Genomic DNA, 22,616 nt, shown 5'->3' with positions numbered 1-22,616 from the left:
GGCGTCGTGCCGGTATGCTCCAGACCGATTTCAAACATGCAACCAAAGGAGAGCCAGATGGACGGGAATGACATGCCGACGGGCAAATGCCCTGTGATGCACGGGGGCAATACCGAGGTGGGCGCAAGCGTCATGGATTGGTGGCCCAATTCGCTGAACCTCGACATCCTGCACCAGCACGATACCAAGCCCAACCCGATGGGCCCGGATTACAACTATCGCAAAGAGCTGGAAAAGCTGGACTTCGACGCGCTGAAGAAAGACCTGCACGCGCTGATGACCGACAGCCAGGACTGGTGGCCGGCGGATTACGGCCATTACGGCGGCCTGATGATCCGCCTGGCATGGCACGCGGCGGGATCTTACCGTCTGGCCGATGGCCGTGGCGGTGGCGGCACAGGCAACATCCGCTTTGCGCCCCTCAACAGCTGGCCCGATAACGGCAACCTCGACAAGGCGCGCCGCATCCTGTGGCCGATCAAAAAGAAATACGGCAACAAGATCAGCTGGGCCGACCTGATCATCCTGGCGGGCACCATCGCGTATGAATCGATGGGCCTGAAAACCTATGGCTTCGCCTATGGCCGCGAAGACATCTGGCACCCCGAAAAGGACACCTATTGGGGGGCCGAGCGTGAGTGGCTTGCCCCGTCGGACACGCGTTACGAAGACGTGATGAAGCCCGACACGATGGAAAACCCGCTTGCCGCCGTGCAGATGGGCCTGATCTACGTGAACCCCGAAGGCGTGAACGGCCAGCCCGATCCGCTGAAGACCGCAGCGCAAGTGCGCGAAACCTTTGCCCGCATGGCGATGGACGACGAGGAAACCGCGGCCCTGACCTGCGGCGGCCACACCGTCGGCAAGGCGCATGGCAACGGCGATGCGGCAACGCTGGGCGCCGAGCCCGAAGCCTCGGAAATCGAGAACCAGGGCCTTGGCTGGATGAACCCGAACCTGGGTGGCAAGGCATCGAACGCCATCACCTCGGGGATCGAGGGCGCGTGGACGACCGAACCCACCAAGTGGGACATGGGCTATTTCAAGCTGCTTTTCGGATATGAGTGGGAGCTGACCAAATCGCCCGCAGGCGCCAACCAGTGGCAGCCCATCGACATCAAGGAAGAGGACATGCCGGTCGACGCAAGCGACCCGACCAAGCGTGTCATGCCGATGATGACCGATGCCGACATGGCGATGAAGATGGACCCGACCTATCGGGCGATCTGCGAAAAGTTCATGGCCGACCAGGCGTATTTCGACGATTGCTTTGCGCGCGCGTGGTTCAAGCTGACCCACCGCGACATGGGCCCCAAGGCCCGCTGGGTCGGCCCGGACGTACCCGCCGAAGACCTGATCTGGCAGGATCCGGTTCCCGCGGGATCGACCGGCTATGACGTCGATGCCGTCAAGGCGAAGATCGCGGACAGCGGCCTGTCGATTGCCGAAATGGTCGCCACTGCCTGGGACAGCGCCCGCACCTATCGCGGCTCGGACATGCGCGGCGGCGCCAACGGCGCGCGCATCCGCCTTGCCCCGCAAAAGGATTGGGAAGGCAACGAACCCGCGCGTCTGCAAAAGGTGCTGGGCGTACTGGAGCCGATCGCGAACGATGCGGGCGCCAGCCTTGCGGACGTGATCGTTCTGGCCGGCAATGTCGGGATCGAACAGGCGGCCAAGGCGGCCGGTATGGACATCACGGTGCCGTTCGCACCGGGCCGGGGCGATGCCACGGACGAGATGACCGATGCCGACAGCTTTGCCGTTCTGGAACCGGTGGCCGACGGTTTCCGCAACTGGCTGAAAAAGGACTACATCGTCAGCCCCGAGGAAATGATGCTCGACCGGGCGCAACTGCTTGGCCTGACCGCACATGAAATGACCTGCCTTGTCGGCGGCATGCGGGTGCTGGGCACCAACCATGGCGGCACCAAGCACGGCGTCTTCACCGACCGCGAAGGTGCACTGACCACCGATTTCTTCGTCAACCTGACCGACATGGCCAACAAGTGGGAGCCGACAGGCTCGAACGAATACGCCATCGTCGACCGCAAGTCGGGCGACAAGAAATGGACGGCGACACGTGCCGACCTCGTGTTCGGTTCGAACGCGATCCTGCGCGCCTATGCCGAGGTCTATGCCCAGGACGACGGGCAGGCGAAATTCGTGAAGGATTTCGTTAATGTCTGGACCAAGGTCATGAACGCCGACCGGTTCGACCTGGCGGCCTGAGCCTGACCAAAGACTGAAAAGAAGCCCCCCGGTGCGATCCGGGGGGCTTTTCTATTCGACGGTTTCGTTTGCCAGCCCTTGCAGAATGGGGCAATCGGGCCGGTCATCACCCGCACATGCCCGGACCAGATGGGACAGCGTTGCGCGCATGTCCTGCAGTTCGGCGATCTTTTCGTCGATATGGCGCAGATGTTCTTCGGCCACGCGCTTGACCTCGGCGCTTTCGCGGGTTTCATCCTCGTAGAGCGCCAGAAGCGTGCGGCATTCCTCGATCGTGAACCCCAGAGCGCGGGCCCGGCCAAGGAAGGCCAGCTTGTGCAGGTCGTTTTCCGCAAAGCTGCGATAGCCGTTTTCGCTGCGCTGCGGGCGGATCAGGTCGATCTCTTCGTAGTAGCGGATCGTCTTGGCGGGCAGGCCCGAGCGGCGGGCGACTTCTCCGATGTTCATCTTGTGCTCCTTATTCGGCAGGGCTGGGCACGGTGTGCAGGCCCGACGCCCTATCGCGCGCGGGCGCACGTTCATCCATTGCCGGGCGGATGTTGCGCAGGCGCAGGGCGTTCGACAGCACGAACACCGAAGACAGCGCCATCGCACCGGCCGCCAGCATCGGCGACAGCATCAGCCCGGTCAGCGGGTACAGCACCCCGGCCGCCACGGGGATCAGCGCGACGTTATAGCCAAAGGCCCAGAACAGGTTCTGCCGGATATTCGACATCGTGCGGCGCGACACGGTAAGGGCGTTGACCACGCCGCGCAGGTCGCCCGACATCAGCACCACGTCCGCGGCCTCGATGGCCACGTCCGTGCCGGTACCGATGGCGATGCCGACATCGGCCTGCGCCAGCGCCGGGGCGTCGTTGATGCCGTCGCCCACAAAGGCCAGTTTGCCGCCCTGCCCGCGCAGCGTGTCGATGGCCGCAAGCTTGCCGTCCGGCAGCACGCCGGCGACGACATGGTCGATCCCCGTTTCGCGGGCGATTGCCTGGGCGGTTTCCTCGCGGTCGCCGGTGATCATCGCAACCTTCAGCCCCTGTGCGTGCAGCGCCGCGATGGCCGCGCGGCTGGCCGGCTTCACCGGGTCGGCCACACCGATCACGGCGGCCAGTTGTCCGTCGATGGCCGCGAACAGAGCGGTGCGTCCGTCACGTGCCAGCGATGCGGCGGTTTCGGCGTGATCGCCGAGGTCGATACCTTCGCGCTCCATCAGGCGGTCGGCGCCGACCAGCACATTGGCGCCATCCACAACCGCGCTGACGCCAAAGCCGGTGATCGACGTGAAATCGGTCAGTTCCGCCTTGTCGGACAGCCCTTCGTTTTCGGCGGCCCGGACGATGGCCTGGGCGATCGGATGTTCCGAGCGCGCCTCGACCGCGGCAAGACGGGCCAACACATCGGCACGCGCAAAGCCTGGTGCAAGCTCCAGCTCGGTCAATTCGGGGCGGCCCTGCGTGACCGTCCCCGTCTTGTCGAGCGCGACGATATCCACCGAACCAAGCTGCTGCAGCGCGTCGCCCTTGCGGAACAGCACACCCATCTGCGCCGCGCGGCCCATGCCGACCATGATCGACGTGGGCGTCGCCAGACCCATCGCACAGGGGCAGGCAATGATCAGGACCGAAACGCCGGCCACCAGTGCCAGCGTCAGCGCCGGATCGGGACCGAAGACCAGCCAGACCAGCACGGTCAACGCGGCTGCCGCCATCACGGCGGGCACGAACCACAGCGTGATACGGTCGACAAGCCCCTGGATCGGCAGCTTGGCACCCTGAGCGTCCTCGACCATGCGGATGATCTGCGACAGCGTGGTGTCGCGGCCAACGGCCGTTGCGCGGAACCGCAGGCTGCCGGCGCCGTTGACGGTGCCGCCGGTCACGGTGTCGCCGGTGGTTTTTTCGACCGGCACCGGTTCACCCGTCAGCATGCTTTCGTCGATGCGGGTCTTGCCGTCGATGACCGCGCCATCGGTCGGCAGGCGTTCGCCAGGTCGCACGACGACGATATCGCCGGTTTGCAGCGCCTCGGCCGGGATCTCGGTCACGGCGCCGTCACGTTCGACACGCGCGGTCCGTTCCTGCATGTCCAGCAAGGACTGGATCGCTGCGCCTGTCCGCCCCTTGGCCCGCGCTTCGAGCCAGCGGCCCAGCAGGATCAGCGTGACGATCACGGCGGCGGCCTCGTAATAGACGGCCCGGTTGTCCGCAGGCAGCAGCGCGGGCGCGAAGGTGGCGACCAGCGAATAAAGATACGCCGCGGCTGTCCCCACCGATACAAGGCTGTTCATGTCGGGGGCGCGTTTCAGCAATGCGGGCACCCCGATCCGATAAAACCGGCGGCCCGGCCAGACCAGAACCAGCGTGGTCAGGACGAACTGGATCAGCCAGCTTGTCTGGGTGCCGATTGTCGCCTCGATCCAGTGGTGGAACGCCGGGATCATGTGTGCGCCCATGGCCAGAACGAACACGGGCAGCGTCAGAGCGCCCGCAATCACGGTGTCGCGGGCCAGTTTTCGCGCCTCTTCCGCCTTGCGCTCGGACTGGCTGGGGGAGTCGCCTGCTTCCTGGTCGGGCAGCGATGCGGGATAACCCGCGGCTTCGGCGGCGGTGAACAGTTCCGCGCGGTCCGTCACGCCCTTGAGATAGCGCAGATGCGCCGTTTCCGAGGCCAGGTTGACCGATACCTCCAGCACACCCGGCACGGCGGCCAGCGCCTGTTCGACCCGTCCGACACAAGAGCCGCAGTTCATGCCCGCGATTTGCAACGTCATTTCGCCACGGCGCGCGGGATACCCGGCGGTGTCCAATGCATCGACCGCGTTTTTCAGCATGGCCTTGTCGTCGAGCGTAAACTGCGCGGTTTCGCCCGCAAGGTTCACGCTGACATCTTGCACACCTTCGGTGGCCGACAACGCACGGTCGACGCGCGCGGCACAGCCGCCGCAGGTCATCTTTTCGATTTCCAGGTTCGTTTTGAACGACATTTTCACGGATTCCTTCTCTGTTGGCCGGAAGATAGGGCTTCCAGTCACGGGAAGGTCAAGGGCGGGTTGGAATTTATTCCGTCAGGCCCCGATATCGCCGGGGGCGACGGCCACGGATTTGACCACGGCATGACATGTCTGGCCCGGCTCCAACCCCAACGCATCGGCCGAACGCCGCGTGATGCGCGCCAGAACGCGCCCCGCGCTGGTATCGAGGGCAACCATCGCGCCCGGACCGTCGCCTGCCCGCAGTTCGGCGATGCGACCGGGCAGGATGTTGAGCGATGACAAACCATCGGGCCGCGCACGCGACAGGATCACGTCATGCGCGGCGATGCGCACGCGCACGCTGTCGCCGATCTGCCCGCCGATCCTTGGCAGGAACAGCGCGTTGCCGCCTGCGTCAAGCTCGGTCAGGCCGTCCGAATGCTGCGCCGCGATGCGCGCCGTCAGAACCGCCCCCGCATCCCGCGCCCCGGTCGGAAGGACGGTTGGGTCGCCCAGAACCTCGGCGGCAGGCCCCTGCCGGATCACCCTGCCCTGATCGAGCGCGATCACGGTCGTCGCAAGGCGCGCAACCTCGGAGGCGGAATGGCTGACATAGAGGATCGGTACGCCCGCCTCGTCGCGCAGGCGCTCGAAATAGGGCATGATCTCGGCCTTGCGGGGCGCATCGAGCGCGGCCAGCGGTTCATCGGCGAGGATCAGGCGCGGGGCAGACAGCAGCGCGCGCCCGATGGCCACGCGTTGCTTTTCCCCGCCCGACAATGCACCCGGCCGCCGGTTCAGCAACTGGCCGATGCCCAGCATGTCAACAACGCGGTCGAACTCGGCCTGCCGCGCACGGCGCCCCGCGAACCAGGCTCCGAATTTCAGGTTCCGCCGGACGGTCAGGTGCGGGAACAGCCGCCCTTCCTGAAAGATGTAGCCGAGTTCCCGCCGGTGCGGCGGCAGGTCCACGCCCTGCGCGCGATCCAGCAGCACGCGGCCATCCACCACGATACGGCCGGCATCCGGCCGCAGCAGCCCGGCGACGGCGTTGACGATCGTCGTCTTTCCCGATCCCGAGCGCCCGAACAGAACGGTCAGCCCTTGGGGCGCCTGAAAGGTAACATCCAGATCCAGTGCGTCGAACCGGTGGCGAAGCGCGACTTCAAGCATGCCCGCCCCCGATCCGTGCCGCGATCCGGCGGCCGATCCATTCCGATAGCAGCAACGCGCCCATCGCCACCACGACCGAAACGATCACCAGCTTCATCGCGGCGGATTCGCCCCCCGGCACTTGGAGAAAGGCATAGATCGCGGATGGGATCGTGCGGGTCTGGCCGGGGATGTTGGACACGAAGGTGATCGTTGCGCCGAACTCGCCCATGGCCTTGGCGAAGGCCAGGATGGCGCCCGCGACGATGCCGGGCAGCACCATCGGCAAGGTCACCGTGGCGAAAACCCATAATGGACCGGCGCCCAGTGTGGCGGCGGCTTGTTCAAGCTTAGGATCGACGGCCTCGATCGCGAGGCGCATGGCCCGCACCATTAGGGGAAAGGCCATGACCGCCGCGGCCAGAGCCGCACCTGTCCAGTTGAAGGCAAGGACGATGCCGATCTCGGCCAACGCGCGGCCAAGCGGTGCATTGGGATTGAGCCCAAGCAACAGAACATAGCCCGTCACCACAGGCGGCAGGACCAGCGGTAGATGCACAAGGCCATTGAGGACTTGCTTGCCTGGAAACTGCCACCGGGCGAGCGCATAGGCCGTGAACAGGCCAACGGGCAGGCTTGCCGTCATCGCCCAGAACGCCACCTTCAGCGACAGGGCGACGGCACGCCATTCCTCGGGGCCTAACCAGTCGGTCATTTGTCTATGGCCTCAGCACCGAAAAGCCTTGCGCCTCGAAGACAGCGCGGGCGTCCGGGCCGGAGAGGTAATCCACAAAGGCGCTTTCTTCTGCCGTATCCCGGTTCGCGAGATCGGCAAGCGGATAGAGGATCGGCGGGTGCGTTTCGGCCGGGAAACGCGCCACCACGCTGACGCGCGGTTCGGCCAGGGCGTCCGAGGCATAGACCACGCCCAAGGGCGCCGCCCCCGCGGCAACGAGCGCAAGGGCCGCGCGCACATTGTCGGTCTGGGCCACCTGCCCGGCCACCTGGCCCCAAAGACCCAGCCTTTCCAGCGCGGCCTTGCCATAGATACCTGCCGGGACTGCATCGACCAGCGCCATGGCAAGCCGCCCCTGCCCCAGTTCCGCAGCAAGATCGGTCTGGGCGTCCAGCGTAACGGGCGCGGCATTGCCGCCATGGGCGATCAGCACAAGTTCGTTGCCCAACAGGTCGTGGCGGCTGCCCGGTTCAACAAGACCCGCCTGTTCGATCCGGTCCATCCACCCCGGATTGGCAGAAATGAAGATATCGGCAGGCGCGCCGGCTTCGATCTGACGGGCCAGCGCCGATGATCCCGCAAAGGACAGGACTACGTCGATGCCGGTTTCGGATTCGAAGCGTTCCGCAATCTCGGTCAGCGCGGTCGTCAAGCTGGCCGCGGCGAACACGGTCACCGGACGGTCATCGGCGTGTGCTGGCATCGCTGTGGTCACGATCAGCGCGAGAATGGCCAATACGTTATTTCTCATGGGCCATATCCTTCAGCATGTCCTGCAGCGCGTTGATTCGGGCTGCGCCTGCTTCGGCGGTGATGTCCTGCAGCTTGCGGAAATGGGCCAGGACTGCTTCACCTGCATCGGTCAAATGGGCGCCCCCGCCTTGCGCGCCGCCCCTGACCGAGGCGACAAGCGGGTCACGAAAAGCGGCATTCATTTCCTCGACCAGGCTCCATGCCCTTTTGTAACTCATCGACATCGCCCGCCCCGCGGCGGAAATCGACCCGGTTTCCCGAATGAGTTCAAGAAGGTCAGCCTTGCCGGGGCCAAGCATCAATTGCCCCTCAAAGATCACTTTGATGCGCAGATCGATATCGTTCGGAAGTATCTTGGCCGACTCTGTCATATCGGCAATTCACACCGAAACGATATGTTTGGCAAGATATAACGCGCTAACCTGTGAGCCGGCACCGCGCGATTTCGCTTAACATGCCGTCTGGGCGTTCGCCCACAAGCGCCACCTCGTCCAGGACGAAAGGTACAGGCAACGTTGGCAGATGTGTTTCAAGGGCCAGGCGGACCGGTTCGACCATCTCTTTTTGCAGCGGCCCCGTCAGCGTCATGTGAAAACGGAATTCTTCCATGACATAGGGATAGCCCCATCGCTGCAAAAGCTGATCCTGCGCCGGTGTCAGACGTGCCTTGCGCCGCCGGGCCAGTTCTTCGGCGTCCGGTGCTGCGCGGAACGCATCCAGCCCCTCGACCAGGGCGGCGGCCACGCGACGCAAACCCGATGTGTCGCCGGTCGGGCGCAAGGCCAGGAAGCGCCCCAACAGATCGGCCTGCAATCCGTCGCAGGAAGCGGGCGCCATGCGCGACGCCAATACCGCCAACGCATCCGAAAGCGCCGGTTGCGTGCGGCCCTCGGCCAGGCGGAATGGCGGCTTGAGGGTGGCATGAAACCCGTATTTGCGCGGCCTTTCGGTGAACGTGCCGATCCCCGGCACGTCCGGTTGATCGACCCCGCAGCCCGCTTGCACGTCCCATCCCAGCCATTGCGCGCCGAAATCGGCCAGTGGCCCCGGCGGCGGCAGGTAGTAGACGGCAAAGCGGGTAAAGCCGGGCATCGTGATCAGTCGCAGGCCGCGGTTACGATCACTTCGACCTTGAGGTCCGGGTGCGCAAGCTTTGCCTCGCCGCAGGCGCGCGCGGGTGCGTGTCCGGCAGGAACCCAGGCGTCCCAGACGGCGTTCATCTCGGCGAAATCGTTCATGTCGGCCAGCCAGACGATCGCCTGAAGCATCCGGTCGCGCGAGCTGCCGGCCTGTTCAAGCAGCGCATCTACGCGCGCCAGGCAATCCTGCGTTTGCGCGGTCACGCTGTCACCATCGCCAACCTGTCCGCACAGATAGGCAACGCCGTTGTGCTTGACGATCTTGCTCATGCGTTGGCCGGTTTCGATACGTTCGATCATGGGCTTGTCCCTTTCATGTCTGAACCTGCCCTCGCGTAGCCCGCAAAAGCCTGCGCCGCAAGCCCGCGATCGCATATCAGGTTCGGAAGGGATGGTGGGTGATGAGAGACTCGAACTCCCGACATCTTCGGTGTAAACGAAGCGCTCTACCAACTGAGCTAATCACCCGTGCGGATGGATGTAGCCAAAGCCTGCGCCCCTTGCAAGCCGGGATTGACATCTTTGCCGGCCCGACGCCCAAATGAACCCATCGGCCAGGAGTAGCCATGACTTTCGACCCTTCAAAACATACCACTCACCCAGCGCGGGCGTTTTCCGATTTCAAACTGGGCGAGGTGTTTCGCGCGCCGTCGCGCACGATGACCGAAGGTGTTTTGCCGCCTTTCAGGCCGCAAGCGGCGACAACCACCCGATCCATTACGACCGCGCCTATCTGCAGCGCCTGGGTCATCGCGACCTGATGGCGCACGGATACCAGACCTTGATTCAGGCGGCGATCGGCGCAAGCCCGCTGGCGCATGAAATGGGTGAGGCGCTGATCGGCTTTATCGCGCAATCCAGCCGGTTCCTTGCGCCGGTCTATTGCGGCGACACGCTGTATCCCGCGTTCGAAATCACCGGTTTGGATACGCAGAAGACAACCGGTGTCATGACGTTGCGTGTGACGATCCACAACCAGGACAGCGCGCTGGTCATAGAAGGTGAACAGCAATACCTGATGCGGCTGTGACGCTCAGGCGTGGGCGATCTCACGCCCGTCGCGCAGTTCCCAGACAACGCCCTGATCGCGGCTCATAGCTTCCATCGCGTCGGCGCTGGCGTTCAGGACAAGACCGCGCAGCACCGTAAGCGCGACGCCGTGGCTGACCACGACCGCCGGCCCGGTCAGATCGTCGAGGAATGACGCGATGCGCGCGCGAAGGGCCTCGGGCGTTTCTCCGGGGCTGTTCAGGCATATCTGCAGGATGGACTTGCCCTGAAACGCCTCTGGTTCGGCCTTGGCCATATCCGCGTAAAGGTGCCCCTCCCAGCGGCCCAATCCGACCTCTTTCAGGCGGTCGTCGAAAACCGGGTTCAGTCCGGCTGCGCCCAAGGCGATTTCGGCCGTTTGGCGGGTGCGACGCTGCGGCGACGCAAAGGCGGCGATCCCGTCCGGCAAGGGCAAGGCCCCAAGGATTTCGCCCTGTCGCGCGGCCTGGGTTCGCCCCAGTTCGGTCAGGTCCGACTCCATCTGCCCCTGTATCCGGCGGTCGCGGTTCCAGTCGGTCTGGCCATGGCGCAGCAGGTAAAGCGGAGGGATCGGCATCGCGGCGTCCTTTCAGATACGAAAAAGGCGCGCAGGGATGATCCTGCGCGCCCGGAATTCTGGTGGGTGATAAGAGATTCGAACTCCTGACATCTTCGATGTGAACGAAGCGCTCTACCACTGAGCTAATCACCCGGTGCCGGGGCTTTTAGACTCACTCGGCGGCATCCGCAAGAGGGTCTTTGGCGGGTGTCGCCGGGGCATCGTTCTGGCGGAGTTTGCACATGACAACGCGCCCGTTCGGCAGTTGCTTGATGCGGTTGATCTTGACCTTGCCCAGCGGCTTGACGTTCATTTCGCGGCCCCTGGCCAGTTCTTCGCCAAGAACGGCCAACATTGCCTCGACCACGGGCTTGGCATCCTTTTTCTTGATGCCCGACCGTTTGACGACCACGTCGATCAGCTCTTTTTTCTTCATTTCAGGTGCTGTCAGCGCCGGGGTCGTGGTGGTCACGACCGTGGGTTTCGGCGCGGCCTTTTCCGCCGATGCGATCGCGGCCGATTTGGCCGCGGTAGCGGCAGCGGCAGTCTCATTGCCGGGTTTCGCGGCTTTTGGCGCTGTCGCCTTCTTCGATGTCGTGGCGGTCGGTTTTGCCGCGGTCTTGCGCGTCGTGCTGCGCTTGGCCGTGGTTTTTGTCGAAGCCTTGCGCGTGGTTGCCGGCTTGGTCGCGGTTTTGCGCGTCGTCGTGGCCATTGAAAAACTGCCCTGTAATTGTTTCTGCTCTGGCGACACTCTAACGGGAAAGCATTGCCTTCTCTACCCTTCCGTTGAGGATTGTGCCGCAGCGTGAGGGTTTTGCTGCACCGCAAGCATCGTGTTACGAAAAAGGGCGCACCGGCATGGTGCGCCCTTCCATCTTTTGAAACCTCAAGGCCAACAGGTCAGTGCGTGACCGCGCCCTGACCGTCGCCGGCCCCTTGTGTCGCTGCCTTGGCGGCGGCGGCTTCTTCGGCGGCCTCGTCCCATTCGATGGGGGTTGGCTGCCTGACAAGGGCACGCTCCAACACCTCGCTCACATGGGTGACGGGAATGATCTTGAGCCCCTCTTTGACGTTGTCGGGGATCTCGGCCAGGTCTTTCTCGTTCTCTTCCGGGATAAGGACCGTCTTGATCCCCCCGCGCAGGGCCGCCAGGAGTTTTTCCTTGAGCCCACCGATGGCGGTGGCGTTGCCGCGCAACGTGACCTCGCCGGTCATGGCGATGTCCTTGCGGACCGGGATCTGCGTCAGCGTCGACACGATGGCGGTCACCATCGCAAGCCCGGCGCTTGGTCCGTCCTTCGGCGTCGCCCCATCGGGCACGTGAACGTGGATATCCCAGTGATCCATGCGCGGCGGCTTGACCCCGATCTGGGGCGCGATCGACCGGACATAGCTGCTGGCGGCGTCGATCGATTCCTTCATCACGTCGCCGAGCTTGCCGGTGGTCTTCATCCGGCCCTTGCCCGGAAGGCGCAGGGCTTCGATCTGCAGCAGGTCGCCGCCGACGCTGGTATAGGCCAGCCCGGTCACGACGCCGATCTGATCCTCTTTCTCGGCCAGACCATAGCGGTATTTCTTGACGCCAAGATAGTCGTCAAGGTTTTCGGCCGTGACCTCGACCGATTTGACCTCGCCCTTGACGATCTTGGTGATCGCCTTGCGCGCGACCTTGGCCAGCTCACGCTCCAGGTTCCGCACACCGGCTTCGCGGGTGTAGCGGCGGATCATTTCGTCCAGCGCGTCGTCGCTGATCGAGAACTCGCCCTTGCGCAGGCCGTGGTTCTTGATCTGCTTGGGCACGAGGTGCTGTTTCGCGATCTCGCGCTTTTCGTCCTCGGTATAGCCCGCAAGTGGAATGATCTCCATCCGGTCCAGAAGCGGCCCCGGCATATTGTAGGAGTTCGCCGTCGTCAGGAACATTACGTTCGACAGGTCGTATTCGACCTCGAGGTAATGATCGACAAAAGTCGAGTTCTGTTCGGGGTCGAGCACCTCGAGCATCGCGCTGGCCGGGTCGCCGCGGAAATCCTGGCCCATCTTGTCGATTTCATCGAGCAGGATCAGCGGGTTGTTGGTCTTGGCCTTCTTCATCGCCTGGATGATCTTGCCGGGCATCGAGCCGATATAGGTCCGGCGGTGGCCGCGAATTTCGGATTCGTCGCGCACACCACCCAGGCTGATGCGGATGAATTCGCGCCCCGTGGCCTTGGCCACGGATTTGCCCAGCGAGGTCTTGCCCACGCCCGGAGGGCCGACAAGGCACATGATCGGGCCTTTCAGCTTTTTCGAACGCTGCTGCACGGCCAGGTATTCGACGATCCGTTCCTTGACCTTTTCAAGGCCGTAATGGTCGGTATCAAGGACATCCTGCGCCTTGGACAGATCTTTCTTGGTGCGGCTTTTCACGTTCCATGGGATCGACAGCATCCAGTCGAGGTAGTTGCGCACCACCGTCGCCTCGGCGCTCATCGGGCTCATGTTCTTGAGCTTTTTCAGCTCGGCATCGGCCTTTTCGCGCGCTTCCTTGGACAGCTTGGTCGCTTCGATGCGCTCTTCGAGTTCGGCAATCTCGCCTTCGCCGTCCTCGCCGTCGCCCAACTCCTTCTGAATGGCCTTCATCTGCTCATTCAGGTAATATTCGCGCTGGGTCTTCTCCATCTGGCTTTTCACGCGGGTCTTGATCTTTTTCTCGACCTGCAGAACGCTGATTTCGCCCTGCATCAGGCCATAGATCTTTTCCAGGCGCTCGCTCACGCTGAGCGTTTCAAGCAGTTCCTGCTTTTGCGCGACGTCGATGCCCAGATGCCCGGCGATGAGGTCGGCGAGCTTTTCCGCCTCCGAGGTTTCGGAAACCGAAACCAGCGCCTCTTCGGGTATGTTCTTTTTCACCTTGGCGTAGCGTTCGAATTCCTCGGCGGTCGAGCGCAACAGCGCCTCGATCACGGCCTCGTCGCCGGTCTCCTCTTCCAGCGCCTCGGCGCGGGCTTCGAAGAACGACTCGTTTTCAAGGAATTCGACGATCCGCACACGCGCCTGCCCTTCGACCAGCACCTTCACGGTGCCGTCGGGAAGTTTCAGCAGTTGCAGAACGTTGGCCAGCACACCGGTGCGGTAAATACCGTCGGCGTCGGGGTCGTCGGCGCTGGCGTCGATCTGGCTGGACAGCAGGATCTGCTTGTCGTCCTGCATCACCTCTTCCAGGGCGCGTACGGATTTTTCCCGTCCCACGAACAGCGGCACGATCATGTGGGGGAAAACCACGATGTCGCGCAGCGGCAGTACGGGATAAGAGGAATTCAGCTCTTGCATGCTCGGTCCTTTTCAAGCGGCAGACGGTACAGGCCCCGGTCTTGGCGACATGCCCGCCCCCTTTTGTGTTCAGGGGTATATCTGGGGCACCGTTAACCCGGTTTCAACCATATACCCGCCCTGTGAGGTTCAGTTTGCCCCCGCCTTGATCCGGGGGCAAGCGCGCAAACCGTCGAATTACGCAATATTCGCGGCAAAGGCGTTCAAAGCCCGCTCAAAGTGCGGGAATGTCGCCTTCTTCGCGCGTGGCGTGGAACGCGGCTTCCCAGGCGTCGAAGCGCCCTTCGGCAATGGCCTCGCGCATGCCTGCCATGATTTCCTGATAGTAATGAAGGTTGTGCCAGGTCAGCAGCATGCCGCTGATCATCTCGCCCGCGCGGAACACGTGGTGCAGATAGGCGCGGCTGTAGTTGCGGCAGGCCGGGCATGTGCACTCCTCGTCCAGCGGACGGGGATCGTCGGAATGGCGCGCGTTCTTGATGTTGACCTGCCCACGCCGCGTCCAGGCCTGTCCGGTGCGCCCGGACCGCGAGGGCAGAACGCAATCCATCATGTCCACACCGCGTTTGACCGCGCCCACGATGTCATCTGGCTTGCCCACACCCATCAGGTAGCGCGGCCTGTCGGCGGGAAGTTGACCGGGCGCATAATCGAGACAGGCGAACATCGCCTCTTGCCCCTCGCCCACGGCCAGCCCGCCGATTGCATATCCGTCAAACCCGATCTCCTGCAGCGCCTTGGCCGATTCCTCGCGCAGGTCGGGCTCCAACCCGCCCTGCTGGATGCCGAAAAGCGCGTGACCGGGCCTGTCGCCGAACGCGTCCTTTGACCGCGCCGCCCACCGCATCGAAAGGCGCATCGACTCTTCGATGCGCTTGCGATCCGCGGGCAAGGCCGGGCATTCGTCAAAGCACATTACGATATCGCTGCCCAGAAGGCGCTGGATTTCCATCGAGCGTTCTGGCGTCAGCTCGTGTTTCGAGCCGTCCACATGGCTGCGGAAGGTCACACCCTTTTCGGTGAGTTTGCGCAGGTCCGACAGGCTCATCACCTGGAAGCCACCGCTATCCGTCAGGATGGGCTTGTCCCAGTTCATGAACTTGTGCAGCCCGCCCAGCCGCGCGATGCGTTCGGCGCCCGGGCGCAGCATCAGGTGATAGGTGTTGCCCAGAAGGATATCGGCCCCGGTGGCCGCGACGCTTTCGGGCATCATCGCCTTGACGGTCGCCGCGGTGCCCACTGGCATGAAGGCCGGTGTGCGGATGTCGCCGCGCGTGGTGCGGATCACACCCGTGCGCGCCCGCCCGTCCGTCGCCTTCAGTTCGAATGTCACACCGCTCATCATGGCCTCGTGTCGTTCAGTCCGCGCCCTTCTATGCCCGCGCGGGGGAAAAAGCCAAGGGTTGCCGCGCCGCGCAACGCCCGGCAATATTCGCCGTGGGAGGACAGATCATGAACCAGATGCCGCAAGAGCCGCTTGTCACCAGCACCGTCGCGCAAGGCGTGCGCCGGATCACGCTTGGCCGGATGCCCGCGCATCCCTTGTCATCGGCGATGATCGCGGCGCTGCGTGGCGAACTGGATGCCGCAGCCGACGACACCTACACCCGCGTTCTGGTGATCGAAGGGCCGGGCCACATCTTTTGCGCGGGTCACGATCTCAAGGAAATTGCCCACCACCGCGCAGACGACGACAACGGCCACGCGTTCCTGACCGACCTTTTCGGGGCCTGCGCCCAAATGATGCTGCGCCTTGCCACGCATCCCAAGCCGACAATCGCCATGGTCGATGGCATCGCCACCGCGGCGGGCCTGCAACTGGCGGCCTCGTGCGACATGGTATTCGTGTCCGACCGGGCGACATTCTGCCTGCCGGGCGTGCGCAATGGCGGATTCTGCACCACCCCCGCCGTCGCCGTGTCGCGGGCGGTCGGGTACAAGCAAGTCATGGAACTGGCGCTGTCGGCCGAGCCGATGGATGCCGGCTGGGCCTTGCGGACGGGGCTTGCGAACCGCGTTTTGCCACCCGAGTCGCTGGAAAGCGCGGTTTTCGAATTCGCGCAAACACTCGCCACCCGCAACCCCGGCCCCGTGCGCGACGGCAAGGCGGCCCTCAAGGCGCATCTCGATTTGCCACTCGATCAGGCTTATGAGCTCGCCACCGAGGTGATGATCGGCCATTTCATGGACGAAGGCCGGCTGGCCGCGGAAATAGAAGGCCGGACCGGGATCAAGATCTGACCGTGCGCCGCTGCGTCCGCACTGGACCTCACCCGATCTATTTCCTATATGTTCAGTCAGGAAATACACCGACCCGAGGCAAGGCAAACTGATGACCGATACCGCAGACCCGCTCGAAGGCACGCCGCTGATCAAGCCCTCCAGCACGGATCACCCTCTCTACGAAAAGATCGTCGATGCGTGCCGTTCGGTGTTCGACCCGGAAATTCCGGTCAACATCTACGATCTCGGGCTGATCTACACGATCGAAATCGACGACGAGAACGCCGTCAGCATCATCATGACGCTGACCGCGCCGGGCTGCCCCGTGGCGGGCGACATGCCGGGCTGGGTCGCCGATGCGGTCGAACCCATCGAAGGGGTCAAGCAGGTCGATGTCGAACTGACATGGGAACCCGTCTGGGGCATGGACATGATGTCGGACGAGGCGCGGCTGGAGCTCGGCTTCATGTAAGGCAAGCCTTTTCGCTTGCTTTTTCTTATTGCAAGCCTTATGACTTGCAAATGAAGGATGCAAGTATGGGCTTTACCCGGGCAACTGCCGAAACCGAATTTGCCGCCGTGCTGACAGGCGATCTGCGCCAATCACGCAAGATCGACGCAAACGCGCTGCAAACAGCCATGTCCTGCATCGAGTCTGCGGCCGAGGACATTGCGCGCGATACTGCCCTCACACTTCGTTTTGATCGCCACCGGGGCGACGGGTGGCAGATTTACCTTCCCCATGCCGAACCAGCGTTACGGGCGGCCTTGCGCATCGTTGCGGCGCTCAAGGCGCAAACGGGGCTGTCCACCCGCATCGCCATTGGCATCGGTCAGGCGATCCTTCCGCCCGATGGCGATCTGGGCGCGGCCAGCGGCGAGGCGTTCATCGGTGCAGGCGACATGCTGGACGGGATGGAGCGGAACCAGAACCTTGCGATAGACTGGCGCTGTGGCCCGTTCATCCCTGCGCTGGTGGGGCTGCTGGACTGGCAATCCCAGCAATGGACCGCCCCGCAGGCCGAGGCGCTGTTCGAGGCGCTGCGAAGTCAGGCGCCAACCCAGGAAGAGATCGCCGGGAAATTCGGTGTTTCGCGCCAGGCCATCCAGTTGCGGCTTGCCGCTACGGGGCTATCGGCGCTCCGCGAGGCCCTGACCGCGTATGAAACCCATATCCAACACGTCTGGGAAACGCACCGATGACAGGCGCGGCCGCCGCCACCTTCACCGCCCTTCTGTTGGCGCATGTGCTTGCGGATTTCGTGCTGCAAACCCGCAGGATGGTCACGGACAAACGCAATCCGGGGATGTTGCTGCTGCACGGCGTCATCGTTCTGTTGACCGCGCAGGCCGCGACCGGGCAAGTGAGCGCGCCGGAATTGCTGGCGCTTGCGGGCGTTCACATCGTGATCGACGCGATCAAGACCTATGGCAATCTCAACCGGATCGGCGGCTTTCTGGCCGATCAGGCGGCCCATATTGCAACCATTGCAGCACTTTCGCTTTATGCGCCAAACCTCTGGCATGACGGGATTTATTCTGAAAACGCCTGGCTGCTGCCGTTGATGGCTCTGGTCACTGGCCTGATCGCCGCCACGACGGCCGGTCAATATGCCGTGGGCATCCTGATGCGCCCGCATGGTGCGCGCATCCGCAACAATGGCCTGCGCGATGGCGGGCGCATGATCGGGATGCTCGAACGCGGGCTGATCTTTCTGCTGATCCTGCTGGGGCAGCCATTGGGCGTCGGGTTTCTCGTGGCGGCGAAATCCATCCTGCGTTTCGGCACGGCCACCCGCGATCAGCGCACGGCGGAATACGTGATCATCGGCACGCTGGCCTCATTCGGCTGGGCGATCGCGGCCAGCTATGCGACTTTGGGCTTGCTAACGCTGCTTCCCCCGCTTGAGATCGGCCCTCTCCTGCCCTAGATTGGGTATAAGGCAAAGGAGCGCCAAGATGTTTTCGATCCCCGGCAAACAGGCCGTCACCATGACAGACCGCGCGGCGGCCCAGATTCGCAAGCTGATGGAGCGCGATGGCAACCAGGGCCTGCGCATCGGCGTCAAGAAAGGCGGCTGTGCGGGCATGGAATACACCATGGATTACGCCACCGAAATCGACCCCCATGACGAAGTGGTCGAACAGGAGGGTGCGCGCGTGATGATCGCACCGATGGCGCAGATGTTCCTGTTCGGCACCGAAATCGATTACGAGGTGTCGTTGCTTGAATCGGGGTTCCGTTTCAACAACCCCAATGTCGAAGACGCCTGCGGCTGCGGCGAGTCGATCAAGTTCAAGGATATCGAAGAGCTCAGCGCCGAACAGCAGGGCTGATCCGCCCGTCGCGTCCACGCGTGGCTTGACCTGCGCGCGCAGATGCCAATTATGCGCCCATTCACGAAACAGGACCGAGGGATGGGAATGCGACGCAAGCTGGCGGCAGGCAATTGGAAAATGAACGGCACGCTGGCCGATCTTGCACAGATCGAGGCGCTGAAAGCTGCCCATCCCGATCCTTCCGTCGATCTTTTGCTGTGCCCGCCTGCAACCCTGATCCATGCGGCCGCCGGGCTGGTGCGCGATCACGCGCTGCGGATCGGCGGGCAGGATTGCCACACCCAAGCCGCAGGGGCGCATACCGGCGATATTTCGGCGGCCCAACTGGCGGATGCCGGCGCACAGGCGGTGATCCTGGGACATTCCGAGCGCCGCGAGGACCACGAGGAAGACAGCGAAACCGTCCGCGCCAAGGCGCGCGCGGCCCATGAGGCCGGCCTGATGGCGGTGATCTGCGTCGGCGAAAGCCTGGCGCAGCGCGAGGCGTTGAACACGCTCGACATCATCGGCGGGCAGTTGTCCGCTTCGGTGCCCGACACGGCCACGGGCGAAAACCTGGTGATCGCCTATGAGCCGATCTGGGCGATCGGCACCGGCCGCATCCCGACACCGGACCAGATCGGCGAAGTGCACGATTTCATCCGCGCACGGCTGGAACGCCGCTTTGGCGCGGGTGCGGGCCGCTCGGCGCGGCTGCTCTATGGCGGATCGGTCAAACCGGACAACGCTGCCACCGTGTTTGCCGTGTCGAACGTGGACGGCGCGCTGGTCGGCGGTGCCAGTCTGACCGCGGATGAATTTTCCCCGATCATCAAGGCGCTCGAACAGGCTTGAGAGCCCGGCCCGGAGGCGCGCAGATGCACAGCCCGACCCTGCGCGAGCTTGCGCGCGTCTTTGGACGGATCGGCGTTCTGTCCTTCGGCGGGCCCGCCGCGCAAATCGCGCTTATGCACCGCGAGCTTGTCGAGAACCGCGACTGGCTGGACGAAGAGCGGTTCCTGCGCGCCTTGTCGTTCTGCATGATGCTGCCCGGCCCCGAGGCGATGCAGCTGGCCACCTATGCCGGATGGCGGCTGCGCGGCGTGACAGGCGGGTTGATCGCGGGCGGGCTGTTCGTTCTGCCCGGCGCGCTTGTGATCGCGGCGCTGGCCGCACTTTACATCAGGTTCGGCGCGCAGGACTGGGCGCAGGCGATGTTCCTGGGCATCAAGGCAACGGTGCTGATCGTGGTGCTGAACGCGTTGATCACCTTGTCGCGGCGCGCTCTGACACGGCGCAGCGCGTGGGTGCTGGCGGTGGGCGCCTTCCTGGGCATCTTCGCGCTCGGGCTGCCCTTTCCGCTGATCATCGGATGCGCCGCGATCTGGGGGTACCTGACATCGACCGAATCCAAAGCCGCGCCGCCTGCCCGTGTGCCGTTGTCGCAAACGCTGCGCACGGTCGCGATCTGGGGCGCGGTGTGGCTGGGGCCGCTTGCCCTGCTCTGGATGTCGGGCGCGCGGTTTCTGACAGAAATCGCACTGTTCTTTTCGCAACTGGCGGTCGTCACCTTCGGCGGGGCCTACGCGGTGCTGGCCTACATGACCCAGACCATCGTCAGCGACTACGGCTGGCTCAGCACCGCGCAGATGATCGACGCGCTGGGGCTGGCGGAAACGACGCCGGGGCCGCTGATCCTCGTGACCGAGTTCGCGGGCATACTGGCCGGCCACGGTGCGGGCGGGCCTGGCATGGCAGCGGCGGCGGGGCTGGTTGCGCTGTGGATGACGTTCGCCCCCTGTTTCCTGTGGATCTTTGCCGGCGCCCCATACATCGAATGGCTGGCCGCCCTGCCGCGCATCTCCGGCGCGCTCAAGGCGATCACGGCGGCGGTGGTCGGCGTGATCCTGTCGCTGTCTGTGTGGTTCGCCCTGCACGTTCTGTTCGCCGAGATTGTGGCGACAGGCTTTGGCCCCCTGCCCGTTCCCGGCAGTCTCGACCCCACGGCGCTGGCGTTGACGGCGCTTGCGGCGCTCTTGCTTTTAGTGGCCCGGATGCCCTTGCCCGCAGCGCTGGCGCTGATGGCGCTGGCCGGTCTTGCCGCGGGGGTGATGTGACGCACGCCGATTGCGCACACCCCCTTTTGTTTCGTTCCGAATCCCCTATGATCGCGACAGGAACTTACGGAGTCCCCATGTCCACACCCATCGACTATGGCAAGCTGATGCATCGCGCGATGCGTGGCCTCATCCAGGAGGTCTTGCAGGGTGTTCAGGACAACGGATTGCCGGGGGCGCATCATTTCTTCATCACGTTCGACACCACGCACCCGGATGCGCAACTGGCCGATTGGTTGCGCGACCGCTATCCGCAGGAAATGACGGTTGTGATGCAACACTGGTTCGACGGGCTGGAAGTGGGCGAGGACGGCTTTGCCGTGACGCTGAATTTCGGCGACAGCCCCGAGCCGCTTTATATCCCTTATGACGCGATCCAGACCTTCGTGGACCCGTCCGTCGAATTCGGCCTGCGCTTCGATTCCCACAGCGACGACGAAGACGACGATCCCGACCCTTCGGACGATGCCGATTTCACCGAGGCCGAAGAAGAGCATCACGATGCCGAGGTCGTCAGCCTCGACAGTTTCCGCAAGCATTGATCGCGGTATCCCGCGGTAGACGTCATTGATCTTTCCGTACGGTCAGGTATGAGACACCCGAACCGTTGAGGAGAGCCATTCCATGACCAAGACCCGCACCGAAACCGACAGCTTCGGCCCTCTTGAAGTGCCCGCAGACAAGTATTGGGGCGCACAGACCCAGCGCAGCGTGATGAACTTTCCGATCGGCTGGGAAAAGCAGCCCGTCGCGATCGTGCGTGCGCTTGGCGTCATCAAGAAGGCCTGCGCACAGGCCAACAAGGCGTCGGGGGCGCTGGATGGGAAACTCGCCGATGCGATCATCCAGGCCGCGGGCGAGGTGATCGAAGGCAAGTTCGACGACAACTTCCCGCTTGTCGTCTGGCAGACCGGGTCAGGCACGCAATCGAACATGAACGCCAACGAGGTGATCGCCAACCGCGCGATCGAAATCCTCGGCGGCACGATCGGATCGAAGGATCCGGTTCACCCGAACGATCACTGCAACATGGGACAGTCGTCGAACGACACCTTCCCGACCGCCATGCATATCGCCGCCGCCATGAGCGTGCGCGACGTGCTGCTGCCCGGGCTGGAGAAGCTGCTGGCCGGGCTTGAGCGGAAATCCGAAGAATTCAAGGATATCATCAAGATCGGCCGCACCCACACGCAGGATGCGACGCCGCTGACGCTGGGGCAGGAGTTTTCCGGCTATGCCCACCAGATCCGCCAGGGGATCGAACGCATCAAGGCCACGCTGCCCGGCATCTACGAGCTGGCGCAGGGCGGCACGGCCGTCGGCACCGGGCTGAACACGAAAACGGGATGGGGCGAAACGGTCGCGGCGAACATGGCCGAGATCACCGGCCTGCCCTTTGTAACCGCCCCCAACAAGTTCGAGGCGCTGGCCGCGCATGACGCGATGGTGTTCATGTCGGGCGCAGTCGCGACCGTTGCGGGCAGCTGCTACAAGATCGCCAACGACATCCGGTTCCTTGGGTCGGGTCCGCGGTCGGGCCTGGGCGAACTGATCCTGCCGGAGAACGAGCCGGGCAGCTCGATCATGCCCGGCAAGGTCAACCCGACGCAGGCCGAGGCGCTGACCCAGGTCGCCGCCCACGTCATGGGTAACGACGCGGCGATCAAGTTCGCCGGCTCGCAGGGGCATTTCGAACTGAACGTCTATAACCCGATGATGGCCTACAACCTGCTGCAATCCATCCAGTTGCTGGGTGATGCGGCAGACAGCTTTACCGAGCGCATGCTGCTGGGCATCCAGGCGAACGAGCCGCGCATCGACAAGCTGATGAAGGAATCGCTGATGCTGGTCACGGCGCTGGCCCCCACCATCGGCTATGACAACGCCACCAAGGTCGCCAAGACCGCGCACAAGAACGGCACCACCCTGAAGGAAGAGGCGATCGCCCTCGGTTTTGTGGACGAGGAAACCTTCGACCGGGTCGTGCGTCCCGAACAGATGATCGGCCCCAAGGACTGAGGGCCGCTTTTCAAGCCCTTGTGGGCTTTCATCGCGAAAAGGGTGTGAAAAGACCCGATGAGCG

The 22,616-nt window shown here is 63.8% G+C and carries 25 protein-coding genes and 2 tRNA genes; 12 read left to right on the top strand and 15 right to left on the bottom strand.

Annotated elements, in window-relative coordinates:
• Nucleotides 1–57 precede the first annotated feature (57 nt).
• Nucleotides 58–2,232 carry a catalase/peroxidase HPI gene (katG, locus tag BLT50_RS01585; protein WP_090025819.1) on the top strand — a complete coding sequence of 725 codons (2,175 nt, stop codon included), beginning with the start codon at nt 58–60 and terminating at the stop codon, nt 2,230–2,232.
• 51 nt (nt 2,233–2,283) lie between these two features.
• Here katG and cueR read toward each other — a convergent pair whose 3' ends face one another.
• The 10 genes from cueR to BLT50_RS19550 all read right to left on the bottom strand — a co-directional run bounded on the left by cueR (nt 2,284) and on the right by BLT50_RS19550 (nt 9,728).
• Nucleotides 2,284–2,679 carry a Cu(I)-responsive transcriptional regulator gene (gene cueR, locus BLT50_RS01580; RefSeq protein ID WP_090025817.1) on the bottom strand — a complete coding sequence of 132 codons (396 nt, stop codon included), beginning with the start codon at nt 2,677–2,679 and terminating at the stop codon, nt 2,284–2,286.
• Between the two features lie 10 nt (nt 2,680–2,689).
• Nucleotides 2,690–5,209: a heavy metal translocating P-type ATPase gene (locus BLT50_RS01575; RefSeq protein ID WP_090025815.1), complete on the bottom strand. Its 2,520-nt coding sequence runs from the start codon at nt 5,207–5,209 to the stop codon at nt 2,690–2,692.
• Nucleotides 5,210–5,290: 81 nt separating this feature from the next.
• On the bottom strand, nt 5,291–6,370 hold the full coding sequence (modC, locus tag BLT50_RS01570; protein ID WP_090025813.1) for a molybdenum ABC transporter ATP-binding protein: 1,080 nt from the start codon (nt 6,368–6,370) through the stop codon (nt 5,291–5,293).
• On the bottom strand, nt 6,363–7,064 hold the full coding sequence (gene modB, locus BLT50_RS01565) for a molybdate ABC transporter permease subunit (protein WP_090025811.1): 702 nt from the start codon (nt 7,062–7,064) through the stop codon (nt 6,363–6,365). Before modB ends, modC begins: the two co-directional genes overlap by 8 nt.
• A 4-nt stretch (nt 7,065–7,068) precedes the next feature.
• Complete coding sequence (modA, locus tag BLT50_RS01560; RefSeq protein ID WP_090025809.1) at nt 7,069–7,836, bottom strand: molybdate ABC transporter substrate-binding protein; 768 nt, start codon at nt 7,834–7,836, stop codon at nt 7,069–7,071.
• The gene (locus BLT50_RS01555) at nt 7,826–8,209 is read right to left on the bottom strand and encodes a winged helix-turn-helix domain-containing protein (protein WP_245723250.1); all 384 of its coding nucleotides are present in this window, start codon (nt 8,207–8,209) and stop codon (nt 7,826–7,828) included. Before BLT50_RS01555 ends, modA begins: the two co-directional genes overlap by 11 nt.
• A gap of 46 nt (nt 8,210–8,255) precedes the next feature.
• Complete coding sequence (locus BLT50_RS01550; RefSeq protein WP_090025807.1) at nt 8,256–8,930, bottom strand: DUF1045 domain-containing protein; 675 nt, start codon at nt 8,928–8,930, stop codon at nt 8,256–8,258.
• A gap of 5 nt (nt 8,931–8,935) precedes the next feature.
• Nucleotides 8,936–9,277 carry a RidA family protein gene (locus BLT50_RS01545; RefSeq protein ID WP_090025805.1) on the bottom strand — a complete coding sequence of 114 codons (342 nt, stop codon included), beginning with the start codon at nt 9,275–9,277 and terminating at the stop codon, nt 8,936–8,938.
• 92 nt (nt 9,278–9,369) lie between these two features.
• Nucleotides 9,370–9,445: transfer RNA gene (locus tag BLT50_RS01540), tRNA-Val, on the bottom strand.
• Nucleotides 9,446–9,572: 127 nt separating this feature from the next.
• Complete coding sequence (locus tag BLT50_RS19550; protein WP_245723292.1) at nt 9,573–9,728, bottom strand: hypothetical protein; 156 nt, start codon at nt 9,726–9,728, stop codon at nt 9,573–9,575.
• On the opposite strand from BLT50_RS19550, the gene BLT50_RS01535 reads away from it, so the two are divergent.
• Nucleotides 9,690–10,007, top strand: coding sequence for a MaoC family dehydratase (locus tag BLT50_RS01535; RefSeq protein WP_245723280.1), 318 nt, complete (start codon nt 9,690–9,692; stop codon nt 10,005–10,007). The two genes, BLT50_RS19550 and BLT50_RS01535, sit on opposite strands and share 39 nt — an antisense overlap.
• Before the next feature lie 3 nt (nt 10,008–10,010).
• Here BLT50_RS01535 and BLT50_RS01530 read toward each other — a convergent pair whose 3' ends face one another.
• The 3 genes from BLT50_RS01530 to BLT50_RS19545 all read right to left on the bottom strand — a co-directional run bounded on the left by BLT50_RS01530 (nt 10,011) and on the right by BLT50_RS19545 (nt 11,037).
• Nucleotides 10,011–10,583, bottom strand: a complete 573-nt coding sequence (locus BLT50_RS01530) for a histidine phosphatase family protein (protein WP_090025803.1) — start codon at nt 10,581–10,583, stop codon at nt 10,011–10,013.
• Nucleotides 10,584–10,643: 60 nt separating this feature from the next.
• Nucleotides 10,644–10,718 (bottom strand) — tRNA-Val (locus BLT50_RS01525).
• Nucleotides 10,719–10,737: 19 nt separating this feature from the next.
• Nucleotides 10,738–11,037, bottom strand: coding sequence for an HU family DNA-binding protein (locus tag BLT50_RS19545; protein ID WP_245723249.1), 300 nt, complete (start codon nt 11,035–11,037; stop codon nt 10,738–10,740).
• Between BLT50_RS19545 and BLT50_RS19540 the strand changes: the two genes are divergently transcribed.
• Nucleotides 11,027–11,374 carry a hypothetical protein gene (locus BLT50_RS19540; protein WP_245723248.1) on the top strand — a complete coding sequence of 116 codons (348 nt, stop codon included), beginning with the start codon at nt 11,027–11,029 and terminating at the stop codon, nt 11,372–11,374. The genes BLT50_RS19545 and BLT50_RS19540 overlap by 11 nt on opposite strands.
• A gap of 91 nt (nt 11,375–11,465) precedes the next feature.
• On the opposite strand, the gene lon is transcribed toward BLT50_RS19540, so the two are convergent.
• Both lon and tgt read right to left on the bottom strand, forming a co-directional pair.
• The gene (gene lon, locus BLT50_RS01515; protein WP_090025799.1) at nt 11,466–13,874 is read right to left on the bottom strand and encodes an endopeptidase La; all 2,409 of its coding nucleotides are present in this window, start codon (nt 13,872–13,874) and stop codon (nt 11,466–11,468) included.
• Between the two features lie 214 nt (nt 13,875–14,088).
• The gene (gene tgt, locus BLT50_RS01510; RefSeq protein ID WP_090025797.1) at nt 14,089–15,216 is read right to left on the bottom strand and encodes a tRNA guanosine(34) transglycosylase Tgt; all 1,128 of its coding nucleotides are present in this window, start codon (nt 15,214–15,216) and stop codon (nt 14,089–14,091) included.
• A gap of 110 nt (nt 15,217–15,326) precedes the next feature.
• On the opposite strand from tgt, the gene BLT50_RS01505 reads away from it, so the two are divergent.
• The 9 genes from BLT50_RS01505 (at nt 15,327) to fumC (ending at nt 22,552) form a co-directional block, all read left to right on the top strand.
• Complete coding sequence (locus BLT50_RS01505) at nt 15,327–16,115, top strand: enoyl-CoA hydratase-related protein (RefSeq protein WP_090025795.1); 789 nt, start codon at nt 15,327–15,329, stop codon at nt 16,113–16,115.
• Between the two features lie 91 nt (nt 16,116–16,206).
• Complete coding sequence (locus BLT50_RS01500; RefSeq protein ID WP_090025794.1) at nt 16,207–16,569, top strand: SUF system Fe-S cluster assembly protein; 363 nt, start codon at nt 16,207–16,209, stop codon at nt 16,567–16,569.
• A gap of 65 nt (nt 16,570–16,634) precedes the next feature.
• Nucleotides 16,635–17,300, top strand: a complete 666-nt coding sequence (locus BLT50_RS01495) for a hypothetical protein (protein ID WP_139170453.1) — start codon at nt 16,635–16,637, stop codon at nt 17,298–17,300.
• A complete protein-coding gene (locus tag BLT50_RS01490; protein WP_090025790.1) occupies nt 17,297–18,028 on the top strand; it encodes a DUF3307 domain-containing protein in 732 nt (243 codons plus the stop codon). Before BLT50_RS01495 ends, BLT50_RS01490 begins: the two co-directional genes overlap by 4 nt.
• A 28-nt stretch (nt 18,029–18,056) precedes the next feature.
• Nucleotides 18,057–18,434 carry a HesB/IscA family protein gene (locus BLT50_RS01485; protein ID WP_090025788.1) on the top strand — a complete coding sequence of 126 codons (378 nt, stop codon included), beginning with the start codon at nt 18,057–18,059 and terminating at the stop codon, nt 18,432–18,434.
• Between the two features lie 87 nt (nt 18,435–18,521).
• The gene (gene tpiA, locus BLT50_RS01480) at nt 18,522–19,271 is read left to right on the top strand and encodes a triose-phosphate isomerase (protein WP_090025786.1); all 750 of its coding nucleotides are present in this window, start codon (nt 18,522–18,524) and stop codon (nt 19,269–19,271) included.
• Nucleotides 19,272–19,294: 23 nt separating this feature from the next.
• Complete coding sequence (gene chrA / locus BLT50_RS01475) at nt 19,295–20,533, top strand: chromate efflux transporter (protein WP_090025784.1); 1,239 nt, start codon at nt 19,295–19,297, stop codon at nt 20,531–20,533.
• A 77-nt stretch (nt 20,534–20,610) separates the two neighbouring features.
• Nucleotides 20,611–21,075, top strand: a complete 465-nt coding sequence (locus BLT50_RS01470) for an SspB family protein (RefSeq protein ID WP_090025782.1) — start codon at nt 20,611–20,613, stop codon at nt 21,073–21,075.
• 82 nt (nt 21,076–21,157) lie between these two features.
• Nucleotides 21,158–22,552: a class II fumarate hydratase gene (gene fumC, locus BLT50_RS01465; RefSeq protein WP_090025780.1), complete on the top strand. Its 1,395-nt coding sequence runs from the start codon at nt 21,158–21,160 to the stop codon at nt 22,550–22,552.
• The last annotated feature ends 64 nt before the right edge of the window (nt 22,553–22,616 follow it).

The organism is Lutimaribacter saemankumensis, assembly GCF_900100005.1.
In the GTDB taxonomy this organism is placed as follows: domain Bacteria; phylum Pseudomonadota; class Alphaproteobacteria; order Rhodobacterales; family Rhodobacteraceae; genus Lutimaribacter; species Lutimaribacter saemankumensis.
Note: the sequence above shows the minus strand (reverse complement) of the source record. Positions and strands in the feature narration are given on the sequence as shown.

Coding starts and splice junctions, on each gene's coding strand:
- katG (WP_090025819.1), top strand. CDS start 58: ATGGACGGGAATGACATGCCGACGGGCAAATGCCCTGTGATGCACGGG.
- cueR (WP_090025817.1), bottom strand. CDS start 2,679: ATGAACATCGGAGAAGTCGCCCGCCGCTCGGGCCTGCCCGCCAAGACG.
- BLT50_RS01575 (WP_090025815.1), bottom strand. CDS start 5,209: ATGTCGTTCAAAACGAACCTGGAAATCGAAAAGATGACCTGCGGCGGC.
- modC (WP_090025813.1), bottom strand. CDS start 6,370: ATGCTTGAAGTCGCGCTTCGCCACCGGTTCGACGCACTGGATCTGGAT.
- modB (WP_090025811.1), bottom strand. CDS start 7,064: ATGACCGACTGGTTAGGCCCCGAGGAATGGCGTGCCGTCGCCCTGTCG.
- modA (WP_090025809.1), bottom strand. CDS start 7,836: ATGAGAAATAACGTATTGGCCATTCTCGCGCTGATCGTGACCACAGCG.
- BLT50_RS01555 (WP_245723250.1), bottom strand. CDS start 8,209: ATGACAGAGTCGGCCAAGATACTTCCGAACGATATCGATCTGCGCATC.
- BLT50_RS01550 (WP_090025807.1), bottom strand. CDS start 8,930: ATGCCCGGCTTTACCCGCTTTGCCGTCTACTACCTGCCGCCGCCGGGG.
- BLT50_RS01545 (WP_090025805.1), bottom strand. CDS start 9,277: ATGATCGAACGTATCGAAACCGGCCAACGCATGAGCAAGATCGTCAAG.
- BLT50_RS19550 (WP_245723292.1), bottom strand. CDS start 9,728: ATGACCCAGGCGCTGCAGATAGGCGCGGTCGTAATGGATCGGGTGGTT.
- BLT50_RS01530 (WP_090025803.1), bottom strand. CDS start 10,583: ATGCCGATCCCTCCGCTTTACCTGCTGCGCCATGGCCAGACCGACTGG.
- lon (WP_090025799.1), bottom strand. CDS start 13,874: ATGCAAGAGCTGAATTCCTCTTATCCCGTACTGCCGCTGCGCGACATC.
- tgt (WP_090025797.1), bottom strand. CDS start 15,216: ATGAGCGGTGTGACATTCGAACTGAAGGCGACGGACGGGCGGGCGCGC.
- BLT50_RS01505 (WP_090025795.1), top strand. CDS start 15,327: ATGAACCAGATGCCGCAAGAGCCGCTTGTCACCAGCACCGTCGCGCAA.
- BLT50_RS01500 (WP_090025794.1), top strand. CDS start 16,207: ATGACCGATACCGCAGACCCGCTCGAAGGCACGCCGCTGATCAAGCCC.
- BLT50_RS01495 (WP_139170453.1), top strand. CDS start 16,635: ATGGGCTTTACCCGGGCAACTGCCGAAACCGAATTTGCCGCCGTGCTG.
- BLT50_RS01490 (WP_090025790.1), top strand. CDS start 17,297: ATGACAGGCGCGGCCGCCGCCACCTTCACCGCCCTTCTGTTGGCGCAT.
- BLT50_RS01485 (WP_090025788.1), top strand. CDS start 18,057: ATGTTTTCGATCCCCGGCAAACAGGCCGTCACCATGACAGACCGCGCG.
- tpiA (WP_090025786.1), top strand. CDS start 18,522: ATGCGACGCAAGCTGGCGGCAGGCAATTGGAAAATGAACGGCACGCTG.
- chrA (WP_090025784.1), top strand. CDS start 19,295: ATGCACAGCCCGACCCTGCGCGAGCTTGCGCGCGTCTTTGGACGGATC.
- BLT50_RS01470 (WP_090025782.1), top strand. CDS start 20,611: ATGTCCACACCCATCGACTATGGCAAGCTGATGCATCGCGCGATGCGT.
- fumC (WP_090025780.1), top strand. CDS start 21,158: ATGACCAAGACCCGCACCGAAACCGACAGCTTCGGCCCTCTTGAAGTG.